Here is a 17317-nt window from a genome sequence, read left to right as displayed (position 1 = left end):
CCTCCTATTTTTTATGCTTATTGACGAAAAACATATCCATTAAAATCACTGCTTGCGCCTGAGCGCGAGATAACCGCTTCTGTTCCTGCGACTGATTCAATCTTTATCTCGATAGGAATGCCTTCAGGCAGACGATTTTGAGCAACATCCGTCACATGTTGAGTAAGGGCTGTAATTTCAGTCTGTAAATAAAACTGCGTCATGATAGTGATATTCAAAGTGGCTAAGCCACCGTCAATATATAAAGCTTCGCCTGTTATACCGTTTAAATGTGGAAAGAATCCAACAATATCTTCCGAAAAGGTATCAAAGTACAAGTATTGATCATTTGTACCTCCCCCCAATTGAGGTAAAGATACACGGTATTCATTGCGGTCGGTCCAATCGGTCACATAATTACCTTCACGTGAAATCCCATCTGCGACAAAAGTCCCACCAGCAATTTCATTATTAGGTGTTTGGCGGAATATGCCCACTACAATTGGGATATTTCTTAACTCAGCCGTATTCCTTAGACGGCCAACAATAATATTGGCGTAGGCTTTGCCACGTTCACGCATCTCACCCATAGATATCTCTTGTTCATAAACATTGCCATCTGCATCGGTGTACTGATAAACACTATTCATCGCTAGCCCAATCACAATGCCCGCCATATTGAAGCCATCTTCGGTTTCAACCATGATGTTTTTTTCCATAATCTGGGTTAAATAGATGGGTGTCGACTGAGCATCGACAATGACTTGTTCTTCTCCAACGATGGATTCCTCAGTAACATTCTCCGGTGTGTCGGCTGGATCAATGGATGAACTTTCTTCAATCGATTCAACGGCTGCCGTTTCTTCAGGCAAAGCGGGATTCAAACCTTCAGGATTATCTGCTGATTCACGCCCTACCCAGGCTGTCATCGTACTTAAATCAATTAACTGCCCTTCTTGTAAATAATATTGATCCGTTGGAAATATATCTTGACTTACACGGATTAAGCCTGATTCAAAAGCTTCCATATTCCCACTAGACGATAAAGTATAGGAAGCACTGGCTGCTTCACTTAATTGATAACGTCCATCTCTAATCACCGCACGGTAATAATCACTAGAAATTTGATTATTGGTTGTTTGAACAGGGACTTGATTCAATGAGACAGGCTCTTGGGTTGAAATTTCTTCATCTAGTGCTGTAATACACCCCGAAAGTAATAAACTCGCACTAAGTATTAAACTTAATGGTTTAAACCATTTGTTCATCTTATTCTTTCCTTTCTTCAATATGCGCTAAAAATTCAGCTTCATTCCAGATTTCTACCTCTAAGCGTTCAGCCTGGCTGAGTTTACTACCAGCATCCTCACCTGCTATTAATATATCGGTATTTTTAGAAACGCTGCCGGTCACTTTAGCCCCATATCTTTCCAAAATCGCTTTGGCCTCGTTACGGGAGTATTGCTCCATCTTACCCGTCAAAACAACGGTTTTATCTAACCAAAATGAATCGGCTAAATCAGCCGCTGTCATATCTTGGTTGGTCTTATTAGCCATATTGACACCCGCATCTTTTAAGCGTTGAATGAGTTGCTGGCTACCTGCTTGGTCAAAATAGCTAACAATGGATTGGCTAATCATCGGTCCAATCCCTTCGATGGCTTCAAAATCAGCTTCCGTCGCTGTCATAATCGCATCCATATGATTGAATTGCTTGGTGATTACTTGGGCGGCATTCAAACCAACGTGCCGAATGCCTAAGCCAAACAGCAAACGTTCTAATGAATTGGATTTACTCGCTTGAATCGCCTGATACAATTTAGTAGCCGATTGCTCTTTCGTATTATCTAACTTTAAGAGGTCGTCAATCGTTAAATAATACAAATCAGCTACATCTTGAACCAAATCAATCGTCAACATGTTTTTAATTTTTTGAACACCTAAACCAACAATATTCATGGCATTCCTAGAAACAAAATGACTCATTTGGGCTAATCGTTGCGCAGGACATAGGGGATTAATACACCGTAAGGCAACTTCTCCCTCAAAACGTTCCAAGGTTGAATGACATTCCGGACACTGGGTAGGAATGTCAAGGGGTTGACTCTTTTCATCCCGTTCTTCAACAAGGACACTGATCACTTCAGGGATAATATCGCCGGCTTTATGGATCATAACTTGATCATTGATACGCACATCTAATTCTTTAATCAAATCAATATTATGCAGACTTGCCCTTTGAACAACCGTACCTGCTAACTGTACTGGCTCCATCACAGCCGTCGGTGTAATAACGCCGGTTCTGCCTACAGTCCAGTCTACATCTAAGACACGTGTCTGGGCAACTTCTGCTTGAAACTTATAAGCGATAGCCCATCGTGGCGCTTTAATGGTATAACCTAATTCTTCTTGGAAAGCTACTTCATTCACTTTAATCACAACCCCATCAATCTCATAGGGCAAGGTTGACCGTTTTTCCTCAATATCCTTGATGTAGGCTTCTACCTCTTCAAGATTATAGCAAACCTTGCGTAAGGGGTTGGTGCGCAGCCCAACTTTTTCTAATTGAATAAATAACTCCTCTTGTGACGCTGGATGAAAAGACTCATTGTACACTGCACCGTATAGAAAAATATTGAGTTGTCTTTGAGCGGCTTCTTTAGGATTGATTTGTCGTAGACCACCAGCAGCAGCGTTTCTAGGGTTAGCAAAAGGTGTTTGCCCATTTTCTTCACGTTCTTGGTTAAGTTTAACAAAAATATCTTTTGAGATATACGCTTCCCCACGAATTTCGGTACTTATAGGCTCAGATAATTTTAAAGGCAGTGAACGGATGGTCCGTAAATTGGAAGTAATATCCTCGCCAATTTCGCCATCCCCACGGGTTGCCCCTCGCACAAAGCGTCCTTCTTCATACGTTAAATTGATGGCTAAACCGTCAATCTTACATTCACACATAAAACTCACTTGTTGACCCACTTGACGCGTAACACGATCAATAAATGTCGCTACTTCTGCACTGTTAAAGGCATTACTCATACTATACATAGGTGCTGCATGCGTAACTTTTTGAAAACCATCGCTCAACTGATCCCCAATTCTTTGGGTGGGCGAATCAGTGGTAATCCATTCTGGGTGTAATTGCTCTAATCCTACTAATTCACGATATAATTGATCATATTGTTCATCGCTTATCGTTGGATTGTCTAGTACATAATACTGATAAGCATAGGTATTTAATTGTTCTTTTAAGTCTTCAAGTCGCTTTCTCTGATTATTATGGGTTTGTTCTGACGCTGACATAAGCTGACTCCTTTGCTTCAAAATTTTGAGCCTTATCTAATCTAGTATATCAAAGTATCAAGTGGATTGGTGAAATAATCATTTAGATTTAATTTAATGTTAAAATTTTGACCCGTCAACTAAATTTTTTTAATCGGAGCAAAACCAACCAATAGTTGTTTAATGCCTTGTGATTCAAAAGCAATACTTAAGGTTGTTTCTTGCTTATTTTGTTTGACTTGTACAACGGTACCTATACCCCAAACCTTATGGTCTACTTTATCACCAACTAGCCAATCAACCTTTTCAGTACTTTGATGAATGGTTGTTTTAACAGGGCGATGGTTATTTAAGGCTACTTTGTTTGATGCCGAACTGCCTCTGTAAGCGTTTCGACTTGTAACGGTCACACGATTCGACTGTATCCGTTGTTGGAAACTCTGTCCCATTCTTTCAAGATATTGGTCATCAATTTCATCGATAAATCGACTCGGTAAATTTTGCTGGTAGCGACCATAAAACAATCGGCTTTTGGCAGAGACCAGATACAAGACTTTTTCGGCGCGTGTCATCCCTACGTAAGCCAACCGACGCTCTTCTTCAAGGTCATCCTCATTTTCCATGGATCGCCGTAAAGGGAATAAACCTTCTTCCATACCAACAATAAAGACATATGGAAACTCTAACCCTTTCGCAGCGTGCATGGTCATTAAAGTGACTTGTGAATTCGCCTCTTTTTCATCTGCTACATCACTCACCAATGAAATATCCGTTAAAAATTGGGTTAAAGCGGATGCTTCTGCCACGGCTTCTGGCTGACTGCTATCTTGTTCAAGATAATCAGGATCTATTTCTTGAACTTGGACTGTTTCAGAATCATCAAATTGTTGCGTGACGGAAGCAAATTCATCTAAGTTTTCAATGCGATTTTGTGCTTCTAAGGTGCCTTCTTGTTGTAGGGCTAAGATATAGTCGGTTTGTTCCCAAACTTGTTGCACCAACTCGGTAATACTTAAAAATTCAACTTGCTTTTGTAAGCCTGTTATTCGGTTATAAAAAGTGGTCAACTTCTGAATCGCAGCCTTAGGTAAATTCGATTGATGCAAGTGCTCAATCGCTTTAAACCAGCTTAAGTTTTGACTGTCAGCAAATTCCGCCAGCTTTTCGACGGTCGTCGGACCAATCCCCCGTTTAGGAACATTAATAATCCGATTAAAACTAATATTATCATTGGGGTTATCTATTAGACGTAAATAAGCTAACGTGTCTTGAATTTCTTTTCTCGCATAGAAACGTAGACCGCCTACAATTTTATAAGGTAAATTCGCTTTTAAAAATTGATCTTCCAAATTACGCGATTGTGCTTGAGTTCGATATAACACCGCAAAGTCTTGATTATTTAATTGGTGATCTTGCTTGGCTTCTAAAATTTGTTGAATGACAAAGGAGGCCTCTTCAATATCCGTTTCGGCTTTATAATATTTTACTTTCGCACCCTGCTCTGCTTGAGTCCAAAGGGATTTGTCTTTTCGATTTAGATTGTTGGTTATGACACTGTTTGCCGCATTTAAAATGTTTTGTGTTGAGCGATAGTTTTGTTCTAACAAGATGACGGTCGCATTCGGATAATCTTTTTCAAAATTTAAGATATTCTCCATATTAGCCCCACGCCAACCATAAATACTTTGATCCGCATCCCCCACCACGCAAATATTTTTAAGCAGACCGGCTAATAATTGAACTAATTGATATTGACTTTGGTTAGTATCTTGGTATTCATCAACATGAATATACTGGAACTTATGTTGATAAAATGCTCGAACTTCTGCATTTTTTTCTAGCAAACGTACGGTTAACAAAATAAGGTCATTAAAGTCCATGGCATTGGCTGCCTTTAATTTCTTTTGGTAAAGCGAATAAATATTTCCATGAATATCTTCTAAATAACCTGAATGCAAAGCTCTATAATCCGCAGGCAATTGATTATTATTTTTCGCCTCATCAATCATCCACAACATGTCTTTAGGATTAAAACGATTGGTATCTAGATTTAACTCGCGCAACACTTGACGCATTAAAGTCTTTTGTTCATCTTGGTCAATAATCGTAAAGTTACGTTCATAACCTACATATTCTGCTTCACGTCGTAAAATCCGCGCGCACATGGCATGAAAAGTCGACACCCACATGGATTCAGCTTCGGAACCAACCAACTTCGTTATACGCTCACGCATTTCATTTGCCGCTTTATTCGTAAATGTAATTGCTAAAATATTCCATGGGTTAACTTGCTTCTCAGCAATTAAGTAAGCCATACGATAGGTTAAAACACGTGTTTTACCACTTCCAGCACCCGCTGCAATTAATAAAGGGCCTTCCGTTGTAAGTACGGCTTTCTTTTGTTGTTCATTTAAGGTATTTATTTGATCCATTAATTGTATTGACACGGATCTTCCTCCAATCATGTGAAAAACGGACACCACTGTCCGTTAATTTACTTTTAACTTAACGCTTTTTTATCCCCATGGTATTATAACAAAAAAAGCCTCAACTGTAATTGTTTGAGGGATAAATCATGGATTAAATAAAAAAGCAGTAAGATAAGCTAATTAAGCTACACTTACTGCTCATTATTGATTAGTCATCGAAACGATTGATTTCGGTTAATTCAATTTGTCGTTCACAACCTGCGATGGTATCACCGGTAATAATCACATGACCCATGAGATCTTGTGGTTGATTGCCCATTGGATTGAACAACACAAAGCTCCAATCCGTTCTTAACATGTATTGGGTTAAGACCTTTTCAGTATTTAGCGATGCTATTGGAATAGCAATGGCTGCTTTACTTAGCGGTCTTAATTCCGGCAAGGGTAAGCCAACCAAGGCACGTAAGGACACATCAAAATGGGATTGTGACATGGACCCAATCGTGAAGATTGCTTCTTCATTTAGGCCAATACTGGCATTATTGATATAAATAACACCCGCAGAGGTAATGAGAAATTGAATGGTTAAAGACCCAATTAAATTAAGGCTTTCAGCAATCATTAGGCCTAAACGATTTATTTCTTGCTCAATAGGCGCTTGCACAGACGCAGGATAGCGTACTTGTGTCCCAGTGGTTTCACTTTGAATCACTTCAAAGATAGGATAAATTAAGACTTCACCACGTTCATTACGAATGACAGTCAAAGATGCTTTCTTTTCAGCTGGAATCCAGGCTTCTAAAATACAGGTTGATTCCTCAACCTTAGCTTCTGCTTCCGGAAAATCGTCTTCACTATACAAAACTATATGATCATGTGCATGATCTGTATGCCGTTGGGTTGTTTTTAAAATACAAGGAAAACCTATATATTCAACGGCTTCTTTGATATCAGACAGATTGGTCACCATTGAAAAGGGAGCAACGAGTGCTTTAATTGAATCCAAATAGGCTTTTTCAATTAAACGATCGGTTGTAATGGCAATCAAATCTTCCGATAAAGGTAAATCGGTTAATTCATTTAATAATAAATAATCACGATTAGTCAGTAGATTTTTCTCAGTTACAATGACATCGACACGACTACCAAATTGTTGCAACACTTCATCGGTTAACCTCTGCGTCACTGTTTGCCAACTTGAAAATTGTCTTACAGGATTTAATTCAGTTGTTACTAAACTAGCCACCCGATACCCTAGTTTGCCTGCCGATTGTGCAAGTAGTGCCGAAGCCATTGAGTTACCAATAATACCTACTGTTTCACCAGGATAATGTTTCTCTGGCATTCAGCCATCTCCTTATCATATATATTTATATTGCTATAACGTTATCATATGCGATAAAGTGAATGATTTCAAATGTTTTTCGGTATTTTAATATTACAGTTCGGTAACTAACAGCTGAACAGGCAAAACTAGTCATTTACCTCAAGGCTACTTTCTGCTTCTGGTTGATTCGGGTTATTGGGTGTTACAGATGCGGTTTCAACTAAATCATATTGTTGTAAGTCATACTGATTGATTAAATTAATTAATTTATTAGCATAATCAGGATCGGTGGCGTACCCTGCTTCTTGCAAGCCTTTAGCTTGTTCGCTAGGTGTATCCGCCGAAATCACAGGCTCATAAAATTCACTGTCCCAACTGGTACCATAATATAAAAGTTCAGCATGGGCTCGCATCGAAGCATCCCAATTAGGATAAACCTTGAAACGATCAACGATTTCAACCCACTCATTATCAACAAACTCAGAGGTGACGTAATCAACCCCTTCTGGGTCAGACGGAGATGTTTTAACCCCATATAAATTATTATGTTCACTAGCCAGTTCACTTTGACCAAATTCAGATTCTAGCATGGCTTGTGCCATTGAAACTGAGGCAAGCACGCCATATTCTGTTTGTAATTGTTGGGCTGTTGGAGCAATCGTTTGAACAAATTCATCTCGACTACTTTGTTGATTCAAATTAAAATCAGAAATATCAATTTCCTGTTGTCTTTGTAATTGAATCGTTAATAAGACAAACAAGATAACTAAGATAATTATAAAAATTGTCATTTGTCCAATGCGTTCAGTCATCGATTTGTACATGCTACTGATTGTTTTACTAAAATTTGACGTCTTACGCTTTTTACTTTTCGAACTTGCTTTTCTTTTTACTTGCTTTTTTTTTGCCATTTTATCACCACTTAAGGATTACTAAGCGGTGCTTATACCGCTTAGTGACTAGTATCCTTTAATTTTTCGCTCTCGTCATCAAACCATTGTAGGAGTTTTACTTCATCATATGCAATTTGTTGTCTTAAAATACCTGGTAAACGTATTTCAATAATATCATTGTAGCCCCAGAAGTTGTATTCTGCAATCAATTGTAAGATGGTCATATTCGATTTACGATTACTTTCTTCTTCATTTAAATCAGAATGATGCCATTCTAAGCGTACCATACCGTGATTGACCCAGGTTTTTGCGATTTGATATTTTAAATACTTATATTCAGTAACCGGATCGGACATCACCTCTGGCATAATCTCGGCGTTTCTGACCACTTTTTGGACTAACATCCATTCATAATCCGTAAACAATGTACTTATAATTTTTATATTATCATACTTTAAGCCTTGCTCGCCTTTTTTCCAGCGATCCCAACTTTGTGGTGATATTTGCAATTTTTCTGCATAGAAGGCTTTCTCACTCACATACTTTTCTTTAATAACTGACACAACAATTTGAATTAATGCTGAGTTCATTTTTATCACCCTTTACGTGTATTATTATTTTAATTATACACCTATTACGTGAATTTGCAATTAATTTAGCCTTATTTGTTGCTTTTTATTTTCGTGAAAACGAAAAACCGAACGTTTAATGGAACGTTCGGTTTTTATATTATAACTGCGTATAAGCAGTGATATTTATTAGTCGAAGCTATAGCGATAGGTTGCTGTACTTTCGTCATACCACCAAGTCGGTTCAACGATTTGACCATTCGCATTCACGATAGAGCGGTCAGGTAAATAAATATTTTCATTGGTGTTTTCTACATATTGAATGTAGTATTCACCAGAACCTGCGCCGGTTGTAGGCGTGGTTGGGGTTGATTCTGTTGCTTGAGTCGGAGGCGTTACCTCTTCGTCTGCGGTTTCATCAATGATCGACACTTGATCAGCTTCATCTGATGACACAACACTTTCTTCCTCTTGGGAAGCTGCTTCTGTGTCACCCGTTTCAAAGTATGTGATTAATTCCATGATGGTATCTGAAGTTGCAGCAACGGCTTCTTCCGTGTCACTAAAGCTAGACAGCAAACTAACGACAACATAAGCTGCATCTTCTGTTTCTAAAATACCCGAATAATATTGATTCATTTCATCTGTATCTGAAGTAGCTAATTCAAAACGTCGATTGACCAGTTCATTACCAACAGGATATTTTTCAGTCACAGGTGTTTGTAATAACACTTCTTTGAACTGTGCATCCATCTCAGCTGATACAAGTTCATCGTTAGCTAGTTGCGTTAATAATAAAGCAATATCTTGAGCACTTGTAAAGGAACCAACAATCGTACCATCTGCGTTAACATTTAACAATTCATTGATTTTGGTTGAGAAATAGCCTTCTTCAGCCGCCCACATATTTAAATTGTTTGGACCACCTGTAGCTTGAATAAGATGGTTTAAAGCTGATACGTCTTGATTTTGGACAACAGCAAGAATTAACTCACTCACTAACATTTGTGAACCATCTTCTGCTTGTGAAACGGTTGAGTCTTGGTTGTCGGCTTTCAAATCATCTAAAATGGTAATCGAAGATTCTAAGGTAAAATCACCATCTTCGATAGCTTGGTAAGTTGATTGTAAAACGAACCATGAAATCAGATTCGAGGCTTCCACACTTTGGTTATCATAAACTAGCGGCACATCCGATGTGACATCATTAAATACAGCTGATACTTGACCTAAGCCACTTAGATGGGTATTGATTGAATCATTAAATTGATCAAATTGTTCTTCATCAATGTTGGTATCTGGTATATTAATGGTCACTTCTTCATCAATACCTAGTGATTCAGACGTGATATGTAATATTTGTTCTTGATCTTCAACCGCTACAACTTGTAATGAAGGATCATTATACGATACCGTTAAGGTTTGGCCGTTATGTAATAATGAAAAGTCTTCAATCGGTGTGGATGAACCATTAGAACCTACCGAAAAAGCAAAGCTGTCAGTAGTTAAGTCACCTAAAGATTCATTAAAATCTAAAACCACATTAATAATGGGATAATCATCCACATTTACTTCTGAGTTTTCTATACTAATTCCGGCAACGGCCTCTTCTGAACTTGCTTCTTCTTCAGACGTTTGCGAATCAGAGACGGCATCAGATTCCGTAGTGACCGCAACTTCGGACTCAGCCTGCTCACTCGTTGTTACTTCACTTTCCGATTCTTGACTAATATTTTCGACGACATTGGTCTGGTTATCATTGCCGAAACCAAATTGATTCCACAAACTACTAGCTAAATCAGGCCCATACATAATGAGTAAAAAGAGCACGGCTACTGCCAATAAGATTTTCACTAAATTCCATACGAAACCACCAACATTCCGGTTCTTTTTAGTTCTAGGAACCACTTCACGACTTAATTCTTGACTTTCGTTAACTTCTTGTTCTGAAAAGACGTGACCACAATAAGCACATTGGCTTTTACTTCTAACTTCTCTACCACAGTTAGGACACTGCATGCAATTTCCTCCTAAATGTCTTTATATACATATCATAATTTGTATGTTACTTTCTGAATTGTAGCACAATTTAGCATTATTTTACAGTTACAATATGATTACCTAAAAAAATCTTTGTCATTTTCCACTAGACTGCTCTTTAAGCCTGCCAAAATTATCGTCTTATAACAACAAAATCCGAATTTTTAATTATAGTTTAACTTCCCTAGACAGGCTGTCCAGACTATATTAAAAAATTCGGATTTATGTGAGAGGGTTAAACGCCTCTAAAGCAGTGGGATTTATTCAACGGCTTTAAGGGCTTCAACCATATCAATTTTCTTTAACTTGAAGTGCATGCTGATCATTACGATAATGGCAAAAACAAATGTAATAATCACTGACAACAAATAATCTGTCAGGGATATGGTTGGGTTAAATAGTAGGTTATTTAATTGCATCGTTTTAAGAATGTAATGATTTAATAAGGTTCCTAGAACTAAACCAATTAACGAGCCAAGGAAGGTTAACACCAGAACTTCAGAGGCTATATACATGGTTACTTCATGATTGTAAAAGCCTAACACCTTGATTGTCGATAATTCACGCATACGTTCCGCCACATTGATATTAGTTAAGTTATATAAAACGACAAAAGCTAAACCAGCCGCTGAAATAATTAAAACAATGGTAATTAAGTCTAAACTGGCCATCGCATCGCTTGCGGTTCTACTGATGGTATCAACATTAATCGTTGCTAATACGAATTCATTGTCGGCTAATTCTTCTTCAATCCACTCACTATCATCTTTTTGATCGTAAGATATGTAATAACTATTTACATAGGGCGCTTGTTTAAATATTTGTTGATAATCTTCGGCGCTTAAATACAGATAATGACCCACATAATTTTCAGCGATACCACCAACGGTCAGAGTATACGGTTGTTGATCGCTATCTAATAATTTCAATGGATCACCAGCTGCTAACTCAAAATATTCACTCAAACGTTCCGTAATAATAGGTCCATCTTGAGCTAAATCAAAGGCTACTTGAGCATCTCTTTCGCGAATGGTCATAATCTCTGAAAATTGATCATCCAGTGGGACAACTACCGTCACCGATTGGCTGGCTCCACCCATGTCGGTATCAAAGTTAACCGTCATGGTTTTTGTATACGCGTCAATTTCGTCATATTGTGAGATGGTATCTTCTAACGACGTTTGTTCATTGTCTTCTAAGTCTTCATTCAGCATCACGAGGCTGTCATATTGATGTAACTCATTGAATTGGTTAGTGACAATAGTTGAAATAGTTGTTGAAATCCCAAAGCCTGTCACAATTAACATGGTACACCCTGCCACACCAACTAAAGTCATTGAATTACGGCCTTTATAACGTAATAAATTTCTAATCGTCATCTGTTGTTTGTAACCTAGACGGCGCCACAAAAAGGTAAACCGTTCAATAATCGTTTTCTTCCCAGCTTTAGGAGGCTCAGGCTGTAGTAAATTAGCTGCCTGCGTTTTTAGAATACGATGAGGTGTGATAATAGCGGGTAAAATCGCACACCCTAACCCAATAATCGTAACAAATAGATTGGTCGTCCATGAATTTTTCACAACTAGCGTATCAAAGTAAAAGAGTGAGTTGTAGGCATTAATGATAACCGGTGGAAAGATAAGATAACCTAACACAATTCCGACGATGACACCTAAAATACTAGCTATACCTGCGTAAGTGACAAACTTAGACAATATCACATGATTAGGATAGCCCATTTGCTTCATAGTTCCCATGTAATTACGTTGCTCACTGGCCATACGTTTGATGGTTGTAAACGTTACTAACACAGCAATCCCAAAAAAGAAAACAGGGAAAATATTACTTATGACATTGAGCTGTTGGGCATTTTCATACACAGAAGAATAAGCATCAAAGCCATCTCTTTGGTTAACAAAATAAATAGGTTCATTAATGTCATCGAAGGCCAATTTCGCATCATTTAAATCGCTTTGTCCGTTTCTTAATTCAACAACAGCATCATTGGCCTCTTGGTTAAAGGCCAGTTGACTAGCTCGCAAGTTCTCCTGACCAATCTCTAAGGCAGTCCGACCGTCCATGGCTTGATAACGCCCATCTGTTAAAGCTTGATAGCCTGTGATAATTTCATCGCGTGCTGCGAGCAATTCCTCATAGCCAACTTCAAGTTCAGCTTGGCCAGCATAATAAGCTGCCCAACCTTCATCCAATTGTTGGCGACCGGAAGCTAATTGATCCGCGGCTTCATTTAAAGCCTGCAACCCTTGAGCCCGCTCCGTTTCAAACACAGACCAACCTAAGTCTAGAGCTGCCTGGCCGGCTTGATACTGACTCAAGCCAGAATAATAACTAGCCCAGCCCTGGTCAAGTTCCGTCTGGCCTTGATTAATTTCAGTCTCGGCTTGATTTAACTGCTCAATAGCCTCATTTAATAAATTAATATCTTCATTTAAGGCTGCTTCTTGTGCTCTTAATGCATCCATCTGCTCTTGCAGTACGTCATAATCAAGATTAGTTTCAACTTGGCGTAACTGCTCTAATTGTAATTGTTTTTGACTGAGTTGGGTTTGTAAGTTGTCTAATTCCGTTTGATTGGCACTTAATTCAGCCTCTAAACGTTCAAGTTCAGCCACATTTTGATTATAGGTTGATTCCGCTTGATTAGTGATATTGGTTTGTGAACTCACCCTGGCTTGTAACTCGGCAACAGGCTGCTCCGTTTGGGCAATTTGCTGGTCGAGCACATTAATTTGAGCTTGATTACTTTCGGGATCAACTAGCAAAGCTTCTCTTTCGGCCTTTAATTGTGCCAAATATGCTTCTTGCTGATTCAGCTCCGTTTGTTGTTCACTTAATAGTTGTTGTTGCTGGGCTAAATTGGTGGCCGCCTGATTGACGACTTGCAGCTGATCACTCACCGCGACCTGATTATCCGCCACCGTCTGTTCAAGCCCCTTAATCTCCTCTTCTAAAGTAAATACCTCTGCTTCTAGCCCTTGTATTTCTTCTGGTAGTTGATTGATTTGGTACTCTATGTTTTCAATTTCAGCCAGTAGCGAATCGCGTTGAGCATTCATTTCGCCGATGACATCCGTGAGTGAAGCATCGACTGGAATACCGAGTTCAAGCAGTAAGTCGTTTAGGGCTTGATTGTCTGCTAGTACTTGACTTTGAGCTTGTTCAAGGGAAATTTCCCCCTTTACTAGTTGGTTTAAAACACCTTCTGACTGTCCGATAAACTGATCTAAATTATTTAGTTCAGTTTGAGCTTGCTCGAGTTGTTCAATTAACAACTGATTTTCTTGAGGATTTAACTGATTAATTTGATTTTGAAGGGCTGTTTGAGCGACTTGGATTTGGCTTCTTTGTTCATTAATGGCTTGGACTAATTCTTGACTAGTCATTTCCCCATTTGAGACCGCGGTAACTATTTCATTGATAAATTGTTGCCGTCCACTGATTAATTGTTGCCTACCGAGATCTAAGGCTTCTTGACCAGCAACTAAGTCTTGATAGCCCGCTTCTAATTGTGCCTGTGTCTGATTAAGAAGGGCTTGATTACTTAAAAGTTCTTGTTCACCTAAGGCAATCCCGTCATAATAGGCTTGTAGCCCATTTTGATATTCAGCCAAACCGGCTTCATAACTTGCTTCATTTTCAACTAAGAGTGCTTCTGCGGATTCAAGTTCGGCTAAGCCTGTTTGATAGGCATCGACCCCTTCTTGGTAAGCTAGTAATCCTTCTCGAAAGCTTGCTTCTCCACTAGCCAGTTCATCCAAACCTGCATAATATTGTTGCCAACCATCATCAAGCTTTTTTTCAGCATCGGTTAAGCTTTGCGAGCCTTGGTTTAATAACTGATAACCCTCATCGATTTCTCTTTGACCAGCCGCGATGCCTTCATCAAATTCATCTTGCATTCGTCCAATGCGCACTTCAGGGCGATTGTCATAAGCGACGACTAAGTTTTCATGAACGGCACCAACAGTTTGGTCATACTCGTCGGTATATGCTTCTAACTCCCTAGCAGCATCCACCCAATAGAAGGCTTCAGAATACAAATCACCCGCTATGACAGAATCAATGACAACGCCATAGACATTATTGTTCCCTTGACCACGTGAAATCCGTTCAAAATAAATCGGACTATCCACAAAACCAACCACTTCAAATTCCGTTTTTAATAAATGGGGTCCTTGTAACTGGGAGTCTGACGCTTGATCTGTTGTTGCGGAGGTTGTTGGACTTTCCTCTTCCACTTCTAAAGTGACTATAGCACCGATATTTATTGGTTGTTCTAAATTTTCATTCAAGTACGAAAGGTATTTAGCATCTAGAGCAATTTCGTTTTCAGATGTTGGTAATCGACCTTCGACGACTTTGAAGAAATTTGTGCTTTCGTCACCATTAAAAGTATAAATCTTTCCAATTTCATTACTCGGTTGGATGGTAGCTTGAACGGTTTGCATCGGTAATACTTGAATCCCTTCTTGTTGATTAAGAATGGCTATGTCTTCATCTTCCAAGCCCATGGTTGAGAAAATATGTCCATCAGGTAGGTGATAGGTTTCATAGTAGATTCTTGTTGTATCAAGCATTGAAGGTCCAGTGGCACGAATACCAACAAAGAAAGCAACACCAAGGGTTATGATAGCAAAAATTGAAAGAAATCTTGGTAAGGAGTGTTTAATTTCTCTTAAATTATCTTTCCATACAACTTTATTCAAATGAATCACCTTGCTTTATTAAATACATGCCTACCATGATATGTCATCTACTTTTTTAGGATGTTCATTGATATCGACCTTGCTCACTTTTCCATTGCGGATGTGAATTATCCGATTGGCCATTTCAGCAATCATTGAGTTATGGGTAATAACAACAACGGTGGTATTATTTTCCTTACATTCCTTATACAATAAAGCTAAAATTTGACGGCCGGTATCTTGATCCAATGCCCCAGTTGGCTCATCACATAAGAGCAGTTTCGGTTTGCCTGCGATGGCCCGTGCAATGGAAACCCGTTGTTGTTCACCACCCGATAATTGGGCTGGAAAATTATCTAAACGTTGGCCTAACCCACACGATTCTAAAACCTCTACCGCATCGGCATCACTTTTAGAGATTTGAATCATCAGTTCAACATTTTCCCTGGCGGTTAAATTCGGTATTAAATTATAATTTTGGAAAACAAATCCGACGGAATTTCGTCTAAACGTGGTCAGCTCTCGTTCATTATAGTTTGCGATATTTTCGCCATCTAAAATAACCTCCCCAGAAGTGGCTTGGTCCATGCCACCAATAATATTTAAAGTGGTTGACTTCCCTGCGCCTGAAGGTCCAAGAATGACAACAAATTCACCTTTTTCGATTTCAAAATCAACACCATCATTAGCACGTGTAACGACTTCTCCATTACGATATTCTTTCACAACATTATTTAGTTCAATATAAGCGATGGCCATCTTCTCCCTTCAGGTATTTATTGGATTGATTAGTTATTGCGATAATAGACAGAAACTTTTAAGTACTGGCTCTCTAAGTCCGCCGTCGTTGGAAAATCATCCGGCAAATTAAACTGTTGGATTAATTGGACATCCATTTTGGCATCTGTGATAGCCGCTTTAATATCGTTTTGGAAAGTCTGTTTAAAGTAGCCACTATGATTGGTGCTTAATAGGCACAAACCGCCCGGTTTGGTCAGCGTAAATAAATCTTTAGCTAAACTGGCGTAATCTTTTTCCACTTTAAACTGGTTGTTTTTTGTTCGAGCAAAACTTGGTGGATCGCATACAACTAAATCAAATTGAATATGATGTCGTTTAGCATATTGAATATATTCGAACACATCCATCATGCGAATTTCATGTTCAGGTTGCTTGGCTTCAATGCCATTTAATTGGAATTGTTCTTTTGTTTTTTCAGCACTTCGTTTAGCAACATCAACACTCACGGTTTGTTTGGCTCCACCAACTGCAGCTGCAACTGAAAAAGCCCCCGTATAGGAAAAGAGATTTAAGACTGTTAAAGACTGGCTTTGCGTTTTTACATATTGGCGGACTTCTCTTTGATCAAGGAAGATTCCCGTCATCCAATCAGACCCTAAATACACCGCAAAATTTACGCCATTTTCTTTAATCAGGAGTGGTTGCGGTGCTGCTTGACCGTAGGTTAATTCAATTGTCTTTTCTTGGTCCGTTACTTTAAAACGTTTAGTTTCATAAACACCTTTAATCGTAGGCAACTGTTCGAGTAATTGTTCTAAAATAATTTCACGAAAAGCATAGATTCCGCGGGAATACCAATTAAGTTGAACAAAATGGTCATACCAATCAATGGTCACACCAGCCAAGCCATCGCCCTCACCATTGATTAATCTAAAAGCCGTTGTATCTGCTTGATCAAATAAATATTGGCGTTTTTCAATGGCTTGCTGAAGACGGCTGTCAATCCATTCCGCATCAAAATCATCCGGTTGTTGCGTCGTAAAGACCCATCCAAGCCCTTTATTTTGGCGGCTGATTAATGTTTTTCCAACAAAGACATGTTTTTGATTATATAAGTCCACGACAGTCCCATCGGGAATTTGTTTAGCTTTATTTTCAGAGACAAAATTTTCTTCTTTAAGTAAATATCGCCCATTTTCAATTTGTTTCTGTGTTTTATCTGTAATGATTAATTGAGGCATCTTCTGACATCCTTTTAGTCCAACTTGCACTTTTACTATGCAGTGTTACAATAGTAACACCTAAACCAAAGATATTCAAACAAAATTAATAAGCTGTGACAAAACGTCTT

At 38.7% G+C, this 17317-nt stretch carries 10 protein-coding genes; all 10 read right to left on the bottom strand.

Annotation, left to right across the window (positions count from 1 at the left end; all coding sequences use genetic code 11):
- Nucleotides 1–17: 17 nt before the first annotated feature.
- Nucleotides 18–1247, bottom strand: a complete 1230-nt coding sequence (locus NRE15_RS13175) for a CamS family sex pheromone protein (protein ID WP_313793326.1) — start codon at nucleotides 1245–1247, stop codon at nucleotides 18–20.
- A 1-nt stretch (nucleotide 1248) separates the two neighbouring features.
- Nucleotides 1249–3282 (bottom strand): NAD-dependent DNA ligase LigA, encoded by a 2034-nt coding sequence (ligA, locus tag NRE15_RS13170; RefSeq protein WP_313793325.1) that lies wholly within the window; start codon nucleotides 3280–3282, stop codon nucleotides 1249–1251.
- 119 nt (nucleotides 3283–3401) lie between these two features.
- Complete coding sequence (gene pcrA / locus NRE15_RS13165) at nucleotides 3402–5693, bottom strand: DNA helicase PcrA (protein WP_313795002.1); 2292 nt, start codon at nucleotides 5691–5693, stop codon at nucleotides 3402–3404.
- 205 nt (nucleotides 5694–5898) lie between these two features.
- Complete coding sequence (locus tag NRE15_RS13160; RefSeq protein ID WP_313793324.1) at nucleotides 5899–7035, bottom strand: ATP-grasp domain-containing protein; 1137 nt, start codon at nucleotides 7033–7035, stop codon at nucleotides 5899–5901.
- A 128-nt stretch (nucleotides 7036–7163) separates the two neighbouring features.
- Entirely contained in the window at nucleotides 7164–7928 is a 765-nt protein-coding gene (locus tag NRE15_RS13155) for a glycoside hydrolase family 73 protein (protein ID WP_313793323.1), read from the bottom strand.
- A 41-nt stretch (nucleotides 7929–7969) separates the two neighbouring features.
- Entirely contained in the window at nucleotides 7970–8500 is a 531-nt protein-coding gene (locus tag NRE15_RS13150; RefSeq protein WP_313793322.1) for a hypothetical protein, read from the bottom strand.
- A gap of 168 nt (nucleotides 8501–8668) precedes the next feature.
- The gene (locus tag NRE15_RS13145) at nucleotides 8669–10498 is read right to left on the bottom strand and encodes a serine hydrolase (RefSeq protein WP_313793321.1); all 1830 of its coding nucleotides are present in this window, start codon (nucleotides 10496–10498) and stop codon (nucleotides 8669–8671) included.
- A 281-nt stretch (nucleotides 10499–10779) separates the two neighbouring features.
- A complete protein-coding gene (locus tag NRE15_RS13140; protein ID WP_313793320.1) occupies nucleotides 10780–15246 on the bottom strand; it encodes an FtsX-like permease family protein in 4467 nt (1488 codons plus the stop codon).
- A gap of 30 nt (nucleotides 15247–15276) precedes the next feature.
- Complete coding sequence (locus NRE15_RS13135) at nucleotides 15277–15978, bottom strand: ABC transporter ATP-binding protein (protein ID WP_313795001.1); 702 nt, start codon at nucleotides 15976–15978, stop codon at nucleotides 15277–15279.
- Between the two features lie 35 nt (nucleotides 15979–16013).
- Entirely contained in the window at nucleotides 16014–17207 is a 1194-nt protein-coding gene (locus NRE15_RS13130) for a class I SAM-dependent rRNA methyltransferase (protein WP_313793319.1), read from the bottom strand.
- Nucleotides 17208–17317 lie beyond the last annotated feature (110 nt).

The organism is Fundicoccus culcitae (genome assembly GCF_024661895.1).
Classification (GTDB): Bacteria; Bacillota; Bacilli; order Lactobacillales; family Aerococcaceae; genus Fundicoccus_A; species Fundicoccus_A culcitae.
This window is presented reverse-complemented; position numbering and strand designations above follow the sequence as displayed.

Coding starts and splice junctions, on each gene's coding strand:
- NRE15_RS13160 (WP_313793324.1), bottom strand. CDS start 7,035: ATGCCAGAGAAACATTATCCTGGTGAAACAGTAGGTATTATTGGTAAC.
- pcrA (WP_313795002.1), bottom strand. CDS start 5,693: ATGGATCAAATAAATACCTTAAATGAACAACAAAAGAAAGCCGTACTT.
- ligA (WP_313793325.1), bottom strand. CDS start 3,282: ATGTCAGCGTCAGAACAAACCCATAATAATCAGAGAAAGCGACTTGAA.
- NRE15_RS13155 (WP_313793323.1), bottom strand. CDS start 7,928: ATGGCAAAAAAAAAGCAAGTAAAAAGAAAAGCAAGTTCGAAAAGTAAA.
- NRE15_RS13145 (WP_313793321.1), bottom strand. CDS start 10,498: ATGCAGTGTCCTAACTGTGGTAGAGAAGTTAGAAGTAAAAGCCAATGT.
- NRE15_RS13175 (WP_313793326.1), bottom strand. CDS start 1,247: ATGAACAAATGGTTTAAACCATTAAGTTTAATACTTAGTGCGAGTTTA.
- NRE15_RS13130 (WP_313793319.1), bottom strand. CDS start 17,207: ATGCCTCAATTAATCATTACAGATAAAACACAGAAACAAATTGAAAAT.
- NRE15_RS13150 (WP_313793322.1), bottom strand. CDS start 8,500: ATGAACTCAGCATTAATTCAAATTGTTGTGTCAGTTATTAAAGAAAAG.